At 43.8% G+C, this 20211-nt stretch carries 15 protein-coding genes and 1 pseudogene; 8 read left to right on the top strand and 8 right to left on the bottom strand.

Going from position 1 to position 20211, the window contains the following annotated elements; translation table 11 throughout:
- The first annotated feature begins 99 nt into the window (after positions 1 to 99).
- From D104_RS19820 to D104_RS19810, 3 genes are read left to right on the top strand one after another with little or no spacing between them, the layout of a single operon-like run.
- The gene (locus D104_RS19820; protein ID WP_024022356.1) at positions 100 to 1479 is read left to right on the top strand and encodes a TolC family protein; all 1380 of its coding nucleotides are present in this window, start codon (positions 100 to 102) and stop codon (positions 1477 to 1479) included.
- Positions 1476 to 2666 carry an efflux RND transporter periplasmic adaptor subunit gene (locus D104_RS19815; RefSeq protein ID WP_024022355.1) on the top strand — a complete coding sequence of 397 codons (1191 nt, stop codon included), beginning with the start codon at positions 1476 to 1478 and terminating at the stop codon, positions 2664 to 2666. Before D104_RS19820 ends, D104_RS19815 begins: the two co-directional genes overlap by 4 nt.
- Positions 2663 to 5920, top strand: coding sequence for an efflux RND transporter permease subunit (locus tag D104_RS19810; protein WP_024022354.1), 3258 nt, complete (start codon positions 2663 to 2665; stop codon positions 5918 to 5920). The genes D104_RS19815 and D104_RS19810 overlap by 4 nt, the downstream gene beginning before the upstream one ends.
- A gap of 108 nt (positions 5921 to 6028) precedes the next feature.
- Here the strand turns inward: D104_RS19810 and D104_RS19805 are convergent, their stop codons facing one another.
- Positions 6029 to 7921 carry a methyl-accepting chemotaxis protein gene (locus tag D104_RS19805; protein WP_024022353.1) on the bottom strand — a complete coding sequence of 631 codons (1893 nt, stop codon included), beginning with the start codon at positions 7919 to 7921 and terminating at the stop codon, positions 6029 to 6031.
- A 329-nt stretch (positions 7922 to 8250) separates the two neighbouring features.
- Complete coding sequence (locus D104_RS19800; protein WP_024022352.1) at positions 8251 to 10242, bottom strand: methyl-accepting chemotaxis protein; 1992 nt, start codon at positions 10240 to 10242, stop codon at positions 8251 to 8253.
- 439 nt (positions 10243 to 10681) lie between these two features.
- On the opposite strand from D104_RS19800, the gene D104_RS19795 reads away from it, so the two are divergent.
- Positions 10682 to 11161: an Lrp/AsnC family transcriptional regulator gene (locus D104_RS19795; protein ID WP_024022351.1), complete on the top strand. Its 480-nt coding sequence runs from the start codon at positions 10682 to 10684 to the stop codon at positions 11159 to 11161.
- A 39-nt stretch (positions 11162 to 11200) separates the two neighbouring features.
- Positions 11201 to 12859: an aminotransferase class V-fold PLP-dependent enzyme gene (locus D104_RS19790; protein WP_024022350.1), complete on the top strand. Its 1659-nt coding sequence runs from the start codon at positions 11201 to 11203 to the stop codon at positions 12857 to 12859.
- 55 nt (positions 12860 to 12914) lie between these two features.
- On the opposite strand, the gene D104_RS19785 is transcribed toward D104_RS19790, so the two are convergent.
- From D104_RS19785 to D104_RS37430, 4 genes and pseudogenes are all read right to left on the bottom strand, one after another.
- Positions 12915 to 13373, bottom strand: a complete 459-nt coding sequence (locus tag D104_RS19785) for an MOSC domain-containing protein (protein WP_024022349.1) — start codon at positions 13371 to 13373, stop codon at positions 12915 to 12917.
- Positions 13374 to 13420: 47 nt separating this feature from the next.
- Positions 13421 to 13909, bottom strand: coding sequence for a GNAT family N-acetyltransferase (locus D104_RS19780; RefSeq protein WP_024022348.1), 489 nt, complete (start codon positions 13907 to 13909; stop codon positions 13421 to 13423).
- The gene (locus D104_RS0118550; RefSeq protein WP_051997722.1) at positions 13906 to 14352 is read right to left on the bottom strand and encodes a fosfomycin resistance glutathione transferase; all 447 of its coding nucleotides are present in this window, start codon (positions 14350 to 14352) and stop codon (positions 13906 to 13908) included. The genes D104_RS19780 and D104_RS0118550 overlap by 4 nt, the downstream gene beginning before the upstream one ends.
- 6 nt (positions 14353 to 14358) lie before the next feature.
- Positions 14359 to 14550 (bottom strand): annotated as a pseudogene (locus D104_RS37430) (DUF6500 family protein); the annotation flags it as partial.
- Between the two features lie 154 nt (positions 14551 to 14704).
- Between D104_RS37430 and D104_RS19775 the strand changes: the two are divergent.
- The 3 genes from D104_RS19775 (at position 14705) to D104_RS19765 (ending at position 17359) form a co-directional block, all read left to right on the top strand.
- Positions 14705 to 14965, top strand: a complete 261-nt coding sequence (locus D104_RS19775) for a DUF4212 domain-containing protein (RefSeq protein ID WP_024022346.1) — start codon at positions 14705 to 14707, stop codon at positions 14963 to 14965.
- A 5-nt stretch (positions 14966 to 14970) separates the two neighbouring features.
- Positions 14971 to 16737: a sodium:solute symporter family protein gene (locus tag D104_RS19770; protein ID WP_024022345.1), complete on the top strand. Its 1767-nt coding sequence runs from the start codon at positions 14971 to 14973 to the stop codon at positions 16735 to 16737.
- Positions 16738 to 16843: 106 nt separating this feature from the next.
- Positions 16844 to 17359 carry a hypothetical protein gene (locus tag D104_RS19765; protein WP_024022344.1) on the top strand — a complete coding sequence of 172 codons (516 nt, stop codon included), beginning with the start codon at positions 16844 to 16846 and terminating at the stop codon, positions 17357 to 17359.
- 85 nt (positions 17360 to 17444) lie between these two features.
- On the opposite strand, the gene D104_RS19760 is transcribed toward D104_RS19765, so the two are convergent.
- Positions 17445 to 18458 carry a helix-turn-helix domain-containing protein gene (locus D104_RS19760; RefSeq protein WP_024022343.1) on the bottom strand — a complete coding sequence of 338 codons (1014 nt, stop codon included), beginning with the start codon at positions 18456 to 18458 and terminating at the stop codon, positions 17445 to 17447.
- Positions 18459 to 18544: 86 nt separating this feature from the next.
- Entirely contained in the window at positions 18545 to 20026 is a 1482-nt protein-coding gene (locus tag D104_RS19755) for an aldehyde dehydrogenase family protein (protein ID WP_024022342.1), read from the bottom strand.
- Between the last annotated feature and the right edge of the window lie 185 nt (positions 20027 to 20211).

Genomic DNA, 20211 nt, shown 5'->3' with positions numbered 1-20211 from the left:
AATGACTGACAAAAAAAACGCAACAATTCGACAGATTATATGCTCAAATTTTCCACATAACGCTCACTGATTTTGACCCTTTATATTAGGACACATGGAATGCGTAACCCGTCATTATTAACCGTAGGCGTGCTTTGCCTTAGTGTGACATTAGCCGCCTGTAGCAGCTCGGAAAAGCGTGAAAACTACGCCAATTTAGCCCAGCAGGAGCTAAGCGCCATCGGCGACAATAAATCGTCGCAATGGTATAAAATCGATAACGTGGCTGCGGTGAGTTTCTTAACCGATTTGATTGCAGATCCTCAATTAGAAGACCTCATCACTCAAGCCTTGGAAGCCAACCCAAGCTTACAAAAAACACAACTCACGCTACAAGCCAGTTTATGGAGCATCAAGAGCCAGCATGGTGATTCGTTACCCAGTGTAGAAGCCGGGTTTTCTGGCAGCAAATCAGAAGGCAGCAAAACAAAGTACACCGCAGATTTAGGCATCAGTTGGGAAGCGGATTTATGGCAAAAACTTGCACAATCTGAACAATCCGCCGCAAAGTCTCTTGCCAGTGATGAGGCGATTTTTCAAGCCAGTCGAGACACATTAGTGGCGAACGTCATTAAATCTTGGCTCGCCATAACCGCCAAACAACACGCCATTAATATTGAACAAAAACGTTTAACATTACTCGAAGCCAACGAAAAGCTCATTCTTAAACGCTTTAGAAATGGTCTGGGGGATCTAGAAGAACTCGACGAATCTCGCACCTCGGTTTCTCAATCCAAATCCGACTTAGTGGAATACAAAGAAAACCTTGCCATTGAAATACGCAACTTACAGCTCTACTTGGGCCGAAATGACGCGCTCAGCTTTATTGCTAACACAAATTACCCTGATGTCAGCCTGTCTTTTCAGAACATGCCAATACAAAACTTACAACGTCGACCCGACTTAAAAGCCGCCTATTTGGCGATTGAAGCCGCCGATTTAAACACATCGGTCGCGTACAAAGACATGTTGCCGAGCATCAGTTTAAGCGCCACACTCAGTGAAACTGCAGAATCCCCGCGCGCCGCATTATTTGGCTCTCCGATTTGGTCTTTACTCGCACAAATCACCCAACCACTTTATAAAGGCGGACAATTAAAAGCCGCCGCAGAAATAGCCAAACTGGAAACCGCTAAAGCGTATCAAGATTATCGAGACACCTTACTCACCGCCGTTAACGAAGTCGAAAACACTCTTGGGCAAGAGCACGTATTGTCGCTGCAAGAACAGCATATTCGCGATGCGCTTAACAGTTCAAAAAAGAATCTCAGCCAATATGAGAAAAAATACCGCACAGGATTGATCGAAATTAATGACCTGATTGACGCACAAACCACCACCTACGATTTAGAAGCACAACTCGACGACATTATTTACCAACATCTATCAAACCGAGTCGATCTAGGACTCGCATTAGGGCTCGGAGTAGACAAACAATGAAACGCTTTTCACTATGGATTACGTTAATTTTGGCCCTAATTTCTATCGGTGGTGTGTATTTCTACATAACCAGCGCCATAGAGGATCAAAACAACAAAGTACGTAATCCCCGACCTGAAGCCGCGGAGCAAGCATTAGAAATATCCGTAATTGAGGCAGAATTAGGCTCTTATGCCGCCCAGATAAAAGCCTCTGGATTAGTCGAACCAAGGTATTCACTGACCATCACCAGCCAAGTGAGCGGAGAAGTCACTCAAATATCCAACCAGTTTGAATCGGGTCAGATTGTCAAAAAAAGCCACCTTTTAACCACACTAAAAAACACGGAATTAGCAAGTTTAGTGGCCAGCGCAAAAAACTCTGTTGCCAGTGCGGAACTCGCGTTGAAAGAAGAAGTACGCCAAGGCGAGCAAGCAAGAGCCGAATGGGATGCGTCCGGCTTTAATGAAGAGCCAGACTCGGATCTCGTCTTACGTGAACCTCAATTGGTGGCAGCGCACGCTGAATTAGACTCAGCGAAAGCCGCCTTAAAGAATGCAAAAAGCGATTTAGACAACACAAAAATCACCGCGCCATTTGACGCTCTCATTGTGAAACGCTTGGTATCACCAGGTTCCTATCTGAGCGCTGGTAGTGAGATTGGTACGATTTACAGCGTAGATCGCGCCGAAATCACAATCGACTTATCCAACAGTGATTGGCTAAAATTGCCCGACACAAACGTCCTGCTAACGTCTAACTGGCCCGTCACCATCGCCAGTATTGATGACAACGCAACGTGGCAAGGAAGCATTCTCCACGTGGGTCTTCATATTGATGAAACAACACGCATGCGCAGCCTTACCATTGGCTTGAATAAACCACTGGAACAAGCATCGCCGCTCATTCCTGGGTCCTTTGTTAGTATTTCTTTAAAAGGAAAACAACTGGACAATTTATGGCGTTTGCCCAATACCGCGCTGAGTCAAAAAAGCGAAATTTGGTACCTCGATAAAAACAACCGACTCGCCGCGTTTGAAACCACGCCTCGCTTTGTCGATTCTAAGTATGTCTATATTCAAGTGCCTGAAAACATGCGAAAAGGCCGTTATCAAGTCTTGATCCAGCCCTACAACAGCTACGTCAAAGGCACCTTAGTTGCACCGATAAAAGCGTCACCCCATGCGGCAAAGGGCAATAACCCATGAGCCCAATTGATAACCAATACAAAGGCATTATTCCATGGTTTGCCAATAACCCTGTGGCGGCCAACCTATTATTAATTCTCATGATCACGTTGGGCGTGATGAACATGGGCTCCATCAATAAAGAAGCATTCCCGAGTCTGTCGCCAAACAGAGTGGCGATTTCCGTCAGTAATGACAGCGGCTCCGCGAAAGAAAACGAGGAAGGCATCGCTATTCCAATCGAGCAAGCGTTGCAAGGCACGTCGGGCATTAAGAACATCACAACCTCGTCCTCGGCAAGTTCGACCAGTGTCAGCATCGAAATGGTTGACGGTTACGACATCGATACCTTGATGGACGATGTAAAAGATGAAATTGACCAAATCACCTCTTTCCCAGACGACGCGGATCCAGCAGTCGTATCCAAAGCAACACGTGAAGAACATTCAATCTGGATTCAGCTGTACGGCCAAGCGGATCGACGCACCTTACAAAAACTCACCGATGAATTAGAATCAGACCTGCTCGCCAAAGAAGACATCAGCGCCACGTCTATTTCTAGTTGGTTAGACCCGACCATGATGGTCGAAGTCGACAAAAACAAATTAGAGTCTTATGGCCTCACGTTAACCGACATCGCCACGGCCATTAATGCGGAATCCTCTACTGCGAAAGTCGCCACACTGCGTAATGAAGACATTTATTTAACCATTAGCGCCTCTGAGCAAGCCTATGTAAAAAGCCAGTTCTTACAAATCCCCATTCAAACCACCACCAATGGCGGCAAACTACTACTGAGCGACATCGCCACAATTCGCGATGTGTTTGATGAAGATGAATTCGTTTTATCACGCTTTAATCGACAAAATAGCTTGGCCATTCAAGTTCTCACCACGGGGAAAAGTGATATTTCAAATTCTGTCATTGCCGCCAAGGCGGTCATTCAAGACTGGCAAGACAGTGGTAGATTGCCGCCAAATGTGACATTAGGCACTTGGTATGATCGCAGTGAATCGATCAACCAGCGCTTAGAGTTGATGGTGAAAAATGCCATTACTGGTGTGTTTTTGGTGTTTGTACTACTCGCTATTTTTCTGAACATTACCGTGGCCTTTTGGGTAGCCATGGGGTTGCCGTTTATCTTTTTTGGCACGCTTTTTTTCATGGGCACAGACAGTGTCGGCCTGACGCTCAACATGTTCACCACCTTTGGTTTTATTATGGCCTTAGGGATTGTGGTCGACGACGCTGTAGTGGTGGGTGAGAGCATTTACACCGTACGATCGAAAGAAGGCGATACGCTCGGTAGTACGGTCAAAGGCACGATGATTGTTGCCATACCAACACTATTTGGCGTATTCACCACCGTTGCCGCGTTTTGGGCCTTATCTAATGTGGAAGGTCGTTTGGGGCAACTGTATTCGCAATTCGCGATTGTTGTGGCCATCTGTCTCATTCTGTCGGTGATTGAATCAAAGATTATTTTGCCTGCACATTTGGCTCACATTAACACTCGAAAATCGACCAGAACGAACCCAATTGCCAAACTATGGGCCATGATCCAGCGCGGCGCAGACAATGGTTTGCAGTGGTTCAGCGACCGCGTTTACAAACCCAGCATTGATATCGCCCTAAATCACCGATACGCCATTTGCTTATTCTTTGTCGCTATTTTTTTACTGGTCATGTCCATGCCGTTTACCGGCGCGATTCGTATTAGTTTTTTCCCACAAATTCCTGGAGATACAGTACGCGGTAGTTTGACGATGAATAACGATGTCAGCTACGGGCAAACCAACCGTGTTTTATTAACACTGGAAGAAGCCGCGTATCAGGCTGATATTGTCTTGCGCAGCGACACAGGCGAACGCCGTCGACCTGCTAATAAGTCAAATTCAGATGAAAGTTCGCCTGCTAAGCCTGCGGACCGTGCATCGATGAAGAACGAGCAACAACCCAAAGGGGATGTCGCTATAAAGAACCTACAAGTAACCTCTAGTGATGACCAATCTGGCAACATCCGAATTGAATTGATCACCGACAGGCCTTACACCTCCGCGCAGTTTGCGACGAAATGGCAGCAATTGTCTGGCATGCCAGAAGGCGTGAAAAACCTGCGTATTCGAAGTGCTCGTGAGAGTGTCGATGCGCTGAGAATTGAATTACGAGGAAACGACGCCAGCGTATTAAATGGCGCCATGATGGAATTACTTAAACAACTTGAAACGTTGCCTGCAGTCACGGGTATCGAACAAAACACCGATCCAACCGAATCTCGTCTCATTTTAAAACTCAATGAACAAGGTCGTTTATTGGGTTTATCCACCAGCGATCTCGCCTCTCAAGTGTCGGTTAACTTTGATGGTCAAGTGGTGCAAAAATACCAACGAGACAATGCTGAAGTTGAAGTCCGTTTGGGCTACCCGAATGACCAACAAGAATCGCCCTCTGCCGTCATGAACACCAAGGTAACACTGGAAGATGGAACGCGTATTCCACTGTCTTCTGTGGCATCCATGTCGCAAGAAGAAGCCGAAACGACCATTGTGCGCATAGACGGTAAACGTTCGTTGTACCTTTCCGCCGAAGTCGATAAAGATGAAATGTCTTCCACCGAAGTGGTCGCGTATTTAGAAAAAGCCGTCGTGCCACAAATGAAACGTCAGTTTTCTGGTGTGTCCGTGTTTTTCTCTGGAGAAGCGGAGCAGAGAGCCGAAACGCAATCGTCTATGTCTGAGATGTTCCTTATTGCGCTCTTAGTGATTTATGGTTTGTTAGCAATTCCGCTTAAATCGTACAGCCAGCCGATCATCATCATGATGGCCATTCCATTCGGCATCATCGGGGCGTTACTTGGCCATTGGATGAACGACTTAACGCTAGGTATTTTCTCATTGAACGGTATTTTGGCGCTCAGCGGTGTGGTGGTAAACGACAGCTTATTGCTGGTCTCACGCTTCAATGATTTACGCAATGAAACCATGCACGTAAAAAAAGCCATTAGCTTGGCTTGTCGAAGTCGTTTACGCGCCGTATTACTGACGTCATTCACCACCTTCGCGGGCTTGATTCCGATTCTGTGGGAAACCTCTCGCCAAGCACAAATGCTGATACCTGCCGCGGTTTCCTTGGCGTATGGCATCATGTTCGCCACCGTCATTACCTTGATCCTAATTCCTGTTTTACTGATGATCAAAGAAGACATACACGCTTTGATGCAACGCGTTAAAACCAAGCCCAAAGACCCAGCAGAAATCACGCTGGACTTAACCTAATTCAGACCGAACACGGCTTGGCCACTGTACTTTCAGTCGTTAAGAAATGAAAAAGCCCCAATGAGTTGGTTCTCATTGGGGCTGCTTTCGTGCTATCTGCTATCAAGGTTACACTTTAAAACCTGCGACCAACGTATCGAGCGTTGAAGACAATGTTCGTAACGCTTTGCTGTTATCTGACAAGCTGTTAGCGGTTGTCACACTTGTTTCCACCGAGTTTTGAATGCCGGTGACATTTTGAGCGACATCTTCAATCGCCAACAATTGCTGCTCTGTTGCAAGCGCGACTTGTTGGTTAATCTTATTCATCGTATTCACTTGCTGCGCAATACTGTTTAGAGATTGTTCAGCAATCTGCATTGATTCCACACCGTCATTGGCTATTTCTTGCCCTGATTTTGATGCGATTAACGCTTTGCGAGATTCCGATTGCAGTTGATTAATCATCTCTTGAATTTCATCGGTTGATTGAGCTGTACGCTTAGCCAAGTTCCGCACTTCATCCGCTACCACAGCAAACCCACGCCCTTGCTCACCAGCGCGAGCTGATTCTATTGCTGCGTTTAAGGCAAGCAAGTTAGTCTGCTCTGATATGTTACGGATGACTTCTAGAATCCCACCAATTTGCTCTGAATTCTTCGCTAACTCTCCAACGATCGTTGCTGTTTTTTCACTCTCTTTCGCTAAATTTTCAACTGTCTTTTTCGCGGAAGAAACAACGTTAAGGCCAGAACTGACTTCACGCTCCACAACATTCGCAGTATCAGCCGCTTGCGCAGCATTGCCTGACACTTCTCTAACGGACGCTTCCACTTCATGTATTGCCGATGCGACCATAGCGGTGCGTTCACTTTGTAGTCTGGCATCCTTTAACATGGTGTCGGCTGAATTCAACATTTGTTCAGAAGCATCGTTGAGCTGATTACTGGTTTGGCTAACCTGTTTCACCATATTGTGAATCACACTGACGAATTTGTTAAAACCATTACCAATACTCGCCAACTCGATTGGGCCATCATCACGAAGACGATGACTTAAATCGCCTTCACCTTCTCCAATCTCTTTTAAATTATGAGCCACGATTTCAAGCTGCTTAACCAAGGTAGAGCCAATCAAGAAGGCAACAATTACTGTGATGATACTGAGTAATACACCCATTAATAACAAAGAACGCCCCATTGATGAAACACCACCAAACACCGCTTCATTTGGGATTTCAGCCACCAAAATCCACCCCATTGCGGGAATATACTGACTCGCCAATACCGAGTTTTCAGACATCACAATGTTTAAGCCATCTTGTTTCAACAGTGTTTGGCCAACGCTCTCGCCGTATAAATCTGTAACCGTAGTTTTTTCTAATAATTTGTCATTGCGATGCACTTTTAATATGCCATCTTGCGAGACTAAATAAACAAAACCACCGCCGTTAAACGTGAAGTTATTTAGATAATTCGTCATCTTATCTAAATTCATACCAAAGCCGGCTAAACCTCGACCATTGGTATTTTGATAGTTCACAAACAGTTTAACTTCACCGCTCGATTTACTGCGGTAAACACTGACGTTTTTGCTGTTTGACGAGTCTGTGAATTGAAAAAACCAACCGTCGCCCTCTGGGGTCAAGGTTCTTAGAAAACCATCTTGATTCCAATATTTTGCAGTCTTTCTGTCCGCCCAAGAAGCGGTATCAAGACCTAACTGCTCTTTAATGTTACTCAATAAACCGACAATATTTTTCTCACCAGACTCAGAATAACCATTTTTCGCCCACTCTAAAATCATCGGGTTATTGGCCAACATTTCAGCATTGATCGCCAATGTTTCAATTTGGTTTTCCACTTCATTTTTTATCTGAGTAATTTGAGCGGGTAATTCTGTGTTCGTCGTGCGATCTAACATCACAGACCTAGCTTGGTAAAAGCTCAGCAACCCCATTGAAATAGTCGTTATTAAAACAACTATAACGAATGTATAAATAAGACGTAATTTTAAAGACACGTGTTAAGACCCTTTTCTCAATGAGTGAATATGCACAACGTAATGTTCAAAGTAGAATAACTATTGACCAAATGGTCAGTAATATTCTATCAAAAAACTGGGCGAATAGATTGCCGTTCACATTAAGGTTTTATTGCACATAAAACCTGTGCCAAATGAAAGCCTTCATTCAACAATATACTCATGGCATAGCATGCTCGATCACCTACTTTCAGACACGGACTCACCTTTTTTATCAGGTCGTTCGAGACCTTTTTAAGTCACAAAAAAACCAAAGCTCAATAAAATCGCGCTTTGGTTGTTTATGAATACTGAGTACCGTGAAAAACTTACGACAACTTGTAGGAATTCACCTCTTTTAATACTTCATCAAACCGTGCGTTTACGGTTTGAGTGTCTTTATCCGTTTGGGACACAGACTCTAGAATGCCCTGAGACATATCATTCACTTCCTGTACGTTTCGATTCACCTCTTCAGACACTTGAGATTGCTCTTCTGATGCCGTGGCAACACGCTCAATCGTTTGATTCAAGCGGTCTATCGATTCAAACAAAGATTGAATCATAGAAACGTTTTCATTGACGATGCCCATGGTTTGATCCGCCATTTGAGTACATTCGCCCATGGAATTGAGTGCATTTTTGCCCGACAAAATCAAAGACTCAATGGTTGTGCGTATTTCTTCCGTTGATCCTTGAGTACGTTGCGCAAGCGTTCTCACTTCATCTGCAACAACCGCAAAACCCCGCCCTTGTTCGCCAGCTCGTGCAGCTTCAATCGCCGCATTCAGCGCCAGCAAGTTAGTTTGTTCGGCGATGGATTCTATGGTTTGTAAGATGGCTCCAATAGCTTCTGTTTGCGTCGTGACGTCTTGAACGGCTTTATTTCCGCCCATCACTTCCTCGGATAATTTTTTCATCGATGCCAGTATTGAACGCATACGCTCGCTGCCTTGCGAGCTTTGTTGTTGCATGCTTTCTGTTTCTTTCGATGCCAATTGCATGTCTTCAGAAATGGCGTTGCTGGTTAACGACATTTCTTCGACCGCTACTGCAATTTGGTCTGTTCTTGCGAATTGCGCCTTGGTTTCAGACAAAACATTGCGTGAGGCAATGCCCAGCTGATCCATGCTTACTTTTGAGTCACTCGCTTTTTCGTGCATCAAAAAGAAAGACGTTTTTAAATGTTGCAAATGGCCATTCAAGGAAACAATTATCTGACCAAGTTCATCATTGGACTTATTGTTAATATTCGTCGTGAGATCTCGTTGCTCTGAAACCGCATGAAGCGCTTGGTTAATCAACTCAACTCGTTGCGAAATGGATTTAATAACGATTCGGGCAAATACAATAATCGGAATAATCACCAAGAAAAAAGCCACAATCAACACAGCTCTAAAGAGCGTCGCTTTTTGGTCTAATTCATGACTTACCACAACTACTTCTCTTTCAATTTTGTTTGATAATGTTTTTATCAAGCCGATTTTTTTCGTTGCCATTGCAAACCAATTCGCAGGACCTGTTACCTCGTCCAAGCTTTCCGAAGCCAGAAAATCGTTAGCAATTTTATTCACATTCCCCCAGTCTGCGTGGGCAATCATTGTCTTGTACAGCACCTTATCTTGCTCTGTTGCGACTTCTAAATACTCTTCCTGCCAATACTGCTCGTCTTTGATAAAAGCCTTAATATTCGCCTGTTGTTCGCTCGAACTACGACCTTCCGTAAAGACACCATTTAATGCGCCTCGATATTGACCAGCTCGTTCTTTCATCCATAAAAGAGACAACCACGATTCCAGAATTTTGGTGGCATGAGGGTCGCGAATTTCGAAAATGGCGTGTTTAATGGCCGCCAATGAATGTCTATTTAGTTCAGAGTAATAGAAAAATGCGCCATTATTAGGTGAAAGTGCGTCAACCGATTGTCGAACCGACGCTTTGTCTTCGAAGCCAACTAAAATCGGATGCACTAATAGTTCAAGTTGAGTCTGATCCAATGCCTCAAAATCATTCGCTGTCAATCCAAGTAAAGTAGACTCTGCTTGATCCGCCACTTGTCGCTGAGCGGATAATTCGGCTTTATTTTTTTGCCCCTTACTGGCTAAAAAACCTGCGGTTAATCCTCGCTCTACTGCATGATTATGAGCAACTGCATCCATTGCCATTGAAAGCTTTACGATATCCTTTTCCAATTTGCCCTCTTTCACACCTTCATTCAAATACGAAACTAAGAGCGCCATGATGACAACAGCAAATACAGAAGGCACCACACCGACTATGGTCACGGCATGAGATACCTTGAGATTAGACAACACTGACATTTTCAACTCCTTTTGAGATTTTTTAAGAGGGGGAAGCTAACTTATAGATTAAAAACACAATAATAAAATGACAAAATTGTAAGTTATTGATAACGAAGCCTTTAGATATACAGCTTTCAGGAATATAAAATCAAAAAACGTGATCGACCATTCCATGAATTTACAGTGATATTCTTGATACAAATTTTGTTTAAAACATCATGCACTTTTTGCCATTAACCTACCAATTAACACAGAAAATAATGAGTATTAAAAGTTACATTTATTCTTAAACTGAAAAGATATCGTATTTATTTAATTTATTTATTCTTTTTTTTGCTGCATTTTCAGAACTCACATTCCGTTATTCCTTAGTACTAAGGAATAACATTTCAGCCTATTGAAACAATCGCCCCAATATGAAAACATATTCCAATAAATAACCAAAAAAGAGAACGAAATGCACCTTGATGAGATAGATTTGCAACTACTTGCCTTAATACAAAGTGATGATAGTATTTCGACGGAAGGCATGGCACAGCAAGTAGGCCTATCAAAAACGCCTTGCTGGCGACGAGTTCAAAAGCTGGAACAAGCTGGTTTTATCAAACGCCGCGTAGCGTTGCTGGATGCCGAAAAACTAGGGCTTGGAGTCTCTGTTTTTGTTCAGGTTAAAACCAACCAACACGATGCAAACTGGGCTGACGAATTCGCTCGCGTTGTAGCCGAATTTCCTGAAGTGGTTGAATTTTACCGCATGGCAGGAGAATACGATTACTTGCTGCGCGTGTTGGTAAAAGACATCCCAGCGTACGACAAATTTTATAAACGATTAATTAGTGCCACCGCACTGACTGACGTTAACTCAAACTTTGCCATGGAGCAGATCAAATGGACAACGCAGTTGCCTTTGCCGAGCCTCAACGAAAAAGCAGGTTAACAATGGGTAAAGGCGGTAAGTGCAAATAAGGAACCACCAATGACAACCGCGATCAAAAACCACATTCAAAACCAAACAAACAAAGAAGCATTATTTGCCCGTATTCGTCATGCTGTCATTGGTCACAACGCTCAGATCCAAACGCCATTTGGGCGAAGAACATTAACTTACGCAGACTACACGGCTTCTGGCCGAAGTCTGGATTTCATCGAAGACGCACTTCGCGATCAAGTGCTTCCGCTTTACGCAAACACTCACACAGAAGCCAATGCTACCGGCCAGCAAACCACAGCCTTTCGAGAGCAAGCACGCCAACAAATTCGAGACGCCGTTAACGCCACAGTCGATGACCTCGTTTTGTTTTGTGGAAGTGGTGCCACCAGCGCAATCAACACCTTAATTAGCCAATTAGGCTTACGCCAACTAACACTGACAGAAAAGCAAAACGTGTGTGTGTTCATTGGGCCTTATGAACACCATTCTAATGAGTTGCCGTGGCGAGAATTGGACATCGAAGTTGTTCGTATCCCTGAAGCCAAAGACGGCGGTGTCTGCTTAACATCATTAGAAGAGCAGCTTAAAAGTCATCAGAAAAAACAACTGATTGGCAGCTTTAGCGCCGCATCTAATGTGACTGGCATTCAATGTGATCAAGATGCCATCACCACGCTATTACATCACTACCAGGCCTTGGCTTTTTGGGACTTTGCCGCGGCCGCACCTTATGTTGAACTCAATATGAATCCAGCTGAAGCAAAAACATTGGCCAAGGACGCCATTTTCTTTTCAACCCATAAGTTTATTGGTGGCCCCAGTACGCCGGGCATTTTAGTCGTTAAAAAAGCCCTCATTAAAAATGACAAGCCCAGCCTGATTGGAGGAGGCACTGTGTCTTTTGTCACACCGGATGATCATGCTTTTTTACCCATCGGCGAACGTCGAGAAGAAGGCGGCACACCCGGTATTATCGAATCCATCCGTGCAGGGTTGGTTTTCCAGCTGAAGCAAGAAGTCGGGGCAAAAACGATTGAATCGCGTGAACATGAACTCGTTCAACTAATCGACAAACGTTGGAAAAATCACTTACACATCGAGCGATTAGGACATTCCCAAGCCGCTCGACTGTCGATTACCGCCTTTCGCATTAAAACTGACTTTGGCTATCTGCATCATGGGTTTGTGACGGCGTTATTGAACGATCTCTTTGGCATTCAAGTACGTGGAGGTTGTTCGTGTGCAGGGCCTTATGGGCACCAGCTGTTGAACATTGATAGCGTACAATCAGAGCGCATTCAGCAAGCCATGAAACAAGGTGAAAAACTCGTCAAGCCCGGTTGGGTAAGATTCAATTTGAACTATTTTTTAGACGATGAAGAAGCGAATTTCATTTTGGACGCCATCGATTTTGTGGCAGAACACGGCCTGACTATTCTACCTTTTTATGCGTACGATCAAACATCAGACTTATGGCGGTTTCAGGGAAAGTCAACCACACCAATGTCGCTAAGCAGTTTGTTATGGCGTCCATCAACGACAGAATACGTCCAAAAACAAACAGATGATAAAAACACCTATTTGAGCCAAGCCAACACGATTATAATGCACTGCAAAACAGGTAAATACACACCTCAAACACAACCATTTAACAAAGCGTTTGACGATATAAAATACTTTGTACTAGCGGAAGACATTGTCTAATCCATTTTTCAAACGTCATTCATAACGTAGGGACGTTATGAATGAATCAGATTATTTATTTCTGGATTAAGTTAAACTGCATACCGGCTCGTAATATTCCCGTGCTTAAGACATTGGCTCTTAAACCACCACGGTGAAGCCAAGCTCGAACCACTTGTGACGATGTCAATGAATCGTTAGCAAGGGACTTCCCTAACGACCCACAAGGTTCACATAATTCCACGCCATAAAAACGCACGTCACCAATAGAGAACTCTTGCCCAACCAGCTGGTTAAGCCTGACGCCTTGAGTAAGGATATTTCTTCTTGTCGCTGAATGAACAATATGTTGACCAAAATTCGCATTAAACGCGGCAATCTCTTCACTTTCTACAAACGTAATATTTGGACCATCAATGCCTTTTTTACCGTAGTAGCGATCGCCAACAATGCCCTTACCAGCATCGACTTTCACAGCGTCAATTTCTATCTGAGGCTGCTTAGATTTTTTTGCTACATAAATCGCTTGAATCAAGTATTACCTCCAAAAGTAGACTGGCTTCTCTATTACGATGTCTTTTTTCACAACGAGACTGGAAGAATGACCGACATTTTCCGATAAGGAATGCCCCCTTTAAAAAATCGTTCACCTTGTGCGCTCATGCCACAGCACTCATAAAGTGACATGGCATGCTCTCGAGCATCACACCAAAACACACTGACAGATTGCTGCTGCATTAACGCCATTATATGCCTTAAAACAAAACGCCCAATACCTTTATTCTGATATTCTTCGATCGTTGCAAATTTACGTAATCGTGCAGTGTGTTGTGTCTTATTAAAAAGCGCTGCATTAAATATTTCCGCCACAAAAACCGACGCAACGCACACCAAGGTGTCATTAATAAAGACACCAAAATGTGCGCCATTTTCGTCGTCTTCTAGGCGGCATTCTTCCATGTTTTTATTCGGCCACAATACTCGATGACGAATAGGTAACGCGTCTTCCACTGTGATACAACGAATTTTCCAAGGCTTATCCATCCAAGCGTCGCTTAGGGTTGAATTCATTCCGCTAGCCACTCTAATTCGTCATAAGGTGCTTTTCTTAGCGACTCTAGGCGAGTTGTTAATGACCCCGAATGCAATTCTAATTTATGCCCATCTGGATCTTCAAGGTACAAAGAGTCACCTTCGCTGGTGTTTTTCTGCCATTGTGTCACGCTTGGAAACCCGTCTTTTTGAGTAATATGCCACATTGCAGCCGCATCAAAAGAAAAAGCAACATGCGTGTAGTCCTGACTTGAAGAAACATTACCAAGTGACAAACACAGCCAACAATTACCGTATGACAAATACGCGCCTGTTGCCCAACGCACTTCGCCAGAAAAACCAAGCAGTTCACTATAAAATGCTATAGATCGATCCAAATCAGAAACACTGAACGTCAGATGGTTGAAACCTTTATAAGCGGTTGTTTTGCCTAAAGGTTCGCCTTCTATGGATTTCACCATGGCGTAAATTTTGGTGGCTTTTTCAAAGTGATTTAGCTGATGTTTTTCAATCCACCAGCGGGCCACATTCATGAGTAAAACGGGATCGTCGTTTTTATTGGCAAAAAAAGCATAAAAGGAAACTTGAACCGCGTCGCCCTTTTGTTTTATTTTTTCCAAACATACTGCGAGAATTTTTTCTCTAATCCGTAAATTCATGTCTTTTCACTCTTTTTTTCATTTTTCGCGCATAGATCACGCATTAAAAATGTTCGCTATTTTCACGCCTTATGCGACTAAAGTCTGACTTCTTATTAAGCAGACGCCTGCTAAATTAATAGGGCGTATAAAAATAATTATAAGGAGATCTATCGTGTCAGATCATACCACTAATGCAGAAAAATACTGGCAAGCTAACTTGAGGCTGATTTTAGGCAGTCTTGTAGTTTGGGCGTTAGCGTCCTATGGCTGTGCCATCCTATTCAGACCCCTACTCTCAGGCATCCATATTGGCGGAACCGATCTCGGCTTCTGGTTCGCTCAGCAAGGATCCATCCTCGTATTCATCGGTTTAACTTTCTTCTACGCTTGGAGAATGAACAAACTAGATGAAGAATTTGGCCTTCAGGAGTAAGTCGTATGGATCAGTTTACTATCAATCTACTTTTCGTCGGCGGTTCCTTTGCGCTTTACTTCGGTATCGCGTTTTGGGCTCGAGCTGGCTCAACGAAAGAGTTCTACGTCGCCGGCGGTGGTGTTCATCCTGTATTAAACGGTATGGCAACCGCAGCAGACTGGATGTCTGCGGCATCTTTCATTTCCATGGCAGGTCTTATTGCTGCGGGCGGTTACGCTAACTCTACCTTCCTTATGGGTTGGACTGGTGGTTATGTATTGCTTGCAATGCTATTGGCACCTTACCTTCGTAAGTTCGGTAAGTTCACTGTGCCAGACTTCATTGGTGATCGTTTCTACAGCCGCACAGCGCGACTGGTTGCGGTTGCGTGTTTGATTACCGCATCGGTAACCTACGTTATCGGTCAGATGACTGGTGCGGGTGTTGCTTTCTCTCGCTTCTTAGAAGTAGACAAAAGCACAGGTCTAATGATCGCTGCGGTTGTGGTTTTCTTCTACGCGGTATTAGGTGGTATGAAAGGTATTACCTATACACAGGTTGCTCAGTACGTTGTATTGATCATCGCTTATACCATTCCTGCGGTGTTTATCTCTCTACAATTAACAGACACCTTTATTCCTGCTATTGGTCTTTTCTCTACACACACAGAATCTGGTTTGCCATTGTTGCAAAAACTGGACGAAGTAGTACGAGAGCTCGGCTTCCGAGATTACACAGCGGATGTTGATAACAAACTGAACATGGTTCTGTTCACTCTATCTCTGATGATAGGTACAGCCGGCCTTCCTCACGTTATCATTCGTTTCTTCACAGTGCCTAAAGTGGCTGACGCTCGTTGGTCTGCTGGTTGGGCATTGGTATTCATCGCATTGTTGTACCTAACAGCACCTGCTGTTGCGTCTATGGCTCGTCTAAACCTATTGACGACTATTTACCCATCTGGTCCAACTGAACAACCGATTGAATACGCTGAACGTCCAGATTGGGTTCAGACTTGGGAAACAACGGGTCTAATCAAATTTGAAGACAAAAATGGCGATGGTCGCGTACAGTTCTACAACGATGTACCTGCATTCCAAGACGAAGCAACGGCTCGTGGTTGGGAAGGTAATGAGTTAGTGGTTAACCGAGACATTCTTGTATTGGCAAACCCAGAAATCGCAAACCTTCCAGGTTGGGTTATTGGTTTGATCGCTGCAGGTGGTCTTGCTGCGGCACTGTCAACCGCCGCTGGTTTGTTGTTGGCGATATCGTCCGCCATCAGTCATGACTTAATAAAAGGCTCGATAAACCCCAATATCAGTGACAAAGGGGAATTACGAGCAGCAAGGATATCCATGTTCGTCGCCATTCTTGTGGCAACCTATCTGGGGATGAATCCACCGGGCTTCGCGGCTCAAGTGGTAGCACTGGCCTTTGGTATTGCTGCGGCCTCTATCTTCCCTGCGTTGATGATGGGTATCTTCTCGAAACGCGTAAACAGCACAGGTGCTGTCGCTGGTATGCTAGCGGGCTTGATCTCAACCTTGGTTTACATCTTCTTGTTCCTAGGTTGGTTCTTTATCCCAGGTACTGCGTCGTTCGCGAACACACCTGATAACTGGTTATTTGGTATTTCTCCACTGTCATTCGGTGCCATCGGTGCAGTGATTAACTTCGCGGTTGCGTTCACAGTGTCTTCTATGACGCCTCCACCACCGAAGGAAATTCAAGACCTAGTTGAAAGCGTTCGTTACCCTCAAGGTGCAGGCGGTGCGGTTGACCATTAAGGTTTAACCTAATCGACTTGCATTAAAATCGGGCCTTACTATGTTGTGAGGCCCGATTTCCTTATACTACAAATCCACATACACAAAAATCAAATAGAGAGCGCTTATGTTTTGGGAACTCATTGCTACCATTTTTGCCGGTATGGGTGGCGCAGGTATTGCTCTGTTATTACGAAAAATCACCAAACAAACCGCCCCTAAATGGCTGGTTCCTGTGTTTGCAGGTACCGCGATGCTGGGCTTTCAAGTGCAAGGCGAATACGACTGGTACGATCATCAAACCAGCCTTTTACCAGACGGCGTTGTGGTGGTAAAGGCAGTCCAAGAAGAAGCGCCTTGGCGTCCTTGGAGTTACGTTTTTCCTCAAACCGTTCGTTTTATTGCCGCTGATGTCGCCAATTCAGCTAAAAATAAAATTGATCCAAACCTTATTCTCGTCGACTTATATTTCTTTGAGCGTCGACACATGGCAAAACGCGTTCCTCAGGTTGTCGATTGCGTACAAGGTGCAAGAGCAGACTTTACTCAGTCATTTAGCGCATCCACAGCATCAGACTCTAAATCCACATGGCATGCATTGGAAAACGATGATCCATTACTTAAAGCGGTTTGTACTGGGTAGATCAGCGAATCGTAACATCCGATTACTGACCGCTGATCACCAAACAATTTTCAGATCATCAACAGGCAAAGACAACTCATTTTAGTTATGCATTTTTACATTTCATAAGGAGCTCGGCATTTCGATACGCCCGAGGCGTCATTCCATATGATACTTTGAAGCATCGGCTAAAATGAGCACTACTACTGAATCCCCAGCTAAAAGCAATGTCTGTAATTGAACAATGGCTAAACCCAGGATCAATCAACTTCCTTGCAGCCGCTCTCAATCTTCGATCCCAAATATAATGCCCAACACCGCCAATTTCACAGTGTTTAAATAACCGATGAATGGTTCTTACAGAGCAGTTATTGGCTTCAGCAATTCGCTCTATGGTTAGCAATGGGTCGTCGAGATGTTGCTCAATATAGTTTTTAACCGCCTGAGTAGTAATATCAGTCGACGTACCAAGAAGCTCAATATCCTCAACCGTTCCTTGATCTAGAATATTAGGTAACAACTGTAATACAGACTGGCCTAAGCTAATTTTCGAGTCTAAATTCAGAGAGTCGTAATTAAAAATAGACTCACTCAACATGCCATAAAGCAACTTAGTTAAGCCGTGATCATTACATAGCTTATGCCCTAAAGTATTAAAAAAGCCATTTGCTACTGATAAGCTATTACGAGGTATCGCCACAACAAGCTGATCTGAATACTCGTCATTTGAAATCTCAAATGTATTACGAGTATCAAAAATAAAGGCAGAACCGGGTTCAAGATATTCTTTTGCTCCAGAGCTTTTTAGACAAGTGACACCATTTAACTGAACAACAAGAAGTATCGGAGTGGCGGCGAAGGAAGTCGGTGCATTCAATGATCGCCTAAATCGATGGGGGCTCACTCGCAATCTAGAAAGCTGAAGACTGCCTAAACTACCACTTTCTAAATTCCCTTCAAATTCCCCTTTACCTATCGGCTGAGAATGAACTACCTCAGCCGGTTTAAAAGGATCTGGGCCCTTACCAACAAAATTAGTAATGTACTGTACCCAATTGGATAAACGATATTGTTCTTCAATACCTTCGGTAGATAAATGCATCATCGATTCAGTTTGCATATCGTCCCCCTCTTCTCACATTCAGTCAAAAAGATACTCAAATTGAGACCTTGGCAGGATATTTCCAGCGAAGGTCTCGAATAGGGTTAAACCGGATAATTCGAGTGCGCTTTTTGCCAAGTAACCCAATGTGTACGCGTAAATTCATCAACCAAATAATCGCCGTTAAAGCGACCAAGCCCAGAATTTTTTTCACCGCCAAAAGGAGCATTAGGCTGGTCGTCGATTGTGATGTCATTAATATGCGTCATTCCCGCGACGATACCGCGAGAAAAATTAATGCCTCTGTCCATATCTGAAGTAAAGACAGCACTCGACAATCCATATTCGGTATCATTCGCAAGCTGCAAAGCATGCGACTCATTATCAGCAACAATCAGAGACACTACTGGCCCAAATATTTCATCTTGTGCTAACGCATGGCGATTAGAAACATTGCCATAGACATGTGGTGGTAAAAGTTGGCCTTGATGCTCACCACCAAACAACTTATCTAAACTAGCGTCAGCGTGCTTGATCTTATTCAGCAAGCCATTAAGTTGCTGCTTGTTAATAATCGGCCCAATGATTGTGTCTGCTTCAGATGGATTACCAACTTTAAGATTACGGACACGTTCAACAAACATCTCGGAAAAATCAGCGTAAAGCGACTTATCAACAATAATACGATTTGTACTCATACAAATCTGACCTTGGTGCAAAAAGCGCCCAAGTACTGCTGCTCGTACAGCTGCATCCAAATCCGCATCGTTAAGCACAACAAGAGGACAGTTACCTCCCAACTCTAACGCTATGCGCTTAATGTATTGTCCGCCCGTTGCAATTCGACCAACGTTACGACCTACATCGGTAGAGCCGGTAAAAGAGATTAAGCTTGGTACTTTATGCGCGGAAAAATAATCACCTATTTCACTGCCCGCCCCCACAACGACGTTAAAAACGCCTGGTGGTAACCCTGCTTCATCCAGAATTTTAGCAATCAATAAAGCACCCGTAACAGGTGTGTCACTTGCAGGTTTAACAACAACGGTATTGCCAAGCACGATAGCGGGAAAAATAGAACGAATACTGAGATAAAGAGGGAAATTCCAAGGGCTGATGACACCAATAACGCCAAGCGCTTCTCGAAAGACAAAACTCTTCTTGCCATTAACAGGATGGCTCATCATTTTGCCTTCAACACGATCAGGGTAACTCATGCATTCTTTTGTTAATGCATAAGTACTCTGCCATTCTAGAGTTGCCTTAATACGTGTACTGCCACTTTCTTGAATAATCCATTCAATAATTTCTTCTTTGCGATTGCTCAGGATAGAAAGAATTTTCTCTATGTAGCCAATTCGCTCTGCAGCATCTCTTTTTGCCCACGATATCTGTGCAGATTGAGCGCAATGAAACGCCTTATCAACATCATCACATGAAGCAAGTTGGATAGTGCCAAGTACATCATTGTTAAACGGATTGATATTCTCTAAGGAACGAGATGAAGATCCGGAAACCCACTCGCCATTTATAAACTGTAGTGAGAAATCGGAATATTTTGCTGGGTTATTATTGTTTATATTCATTTTTTACAAACCTCGCGCTGATCATAATCAACTTAGTTGTTTTTATAGTCATGATTCAAAGCTCTTTAACCATCTCCATACGCTAAACAACACCTAAAATTAAATGAGTGATGCATTAAAAGCTTAGGAAGGTCATACTTTAAAATCAATATATCCCACTATTTGAGATTTATCAACAAGTACAT

It is taken from the genome of Marinomonas profundimaris (assembly GCF_000508165.1).
Taxonomy (GTDB): domain Bacteria; phylum Pseudomonadota; class Gammaproteobacteria; order Pseudomonadales; family Marinomonadaceae; genus Marinomonas; species Marinomonas profundimaris.
This window is presented reverse-complemented; position numbering and strand designations above follow the sequence as displayed.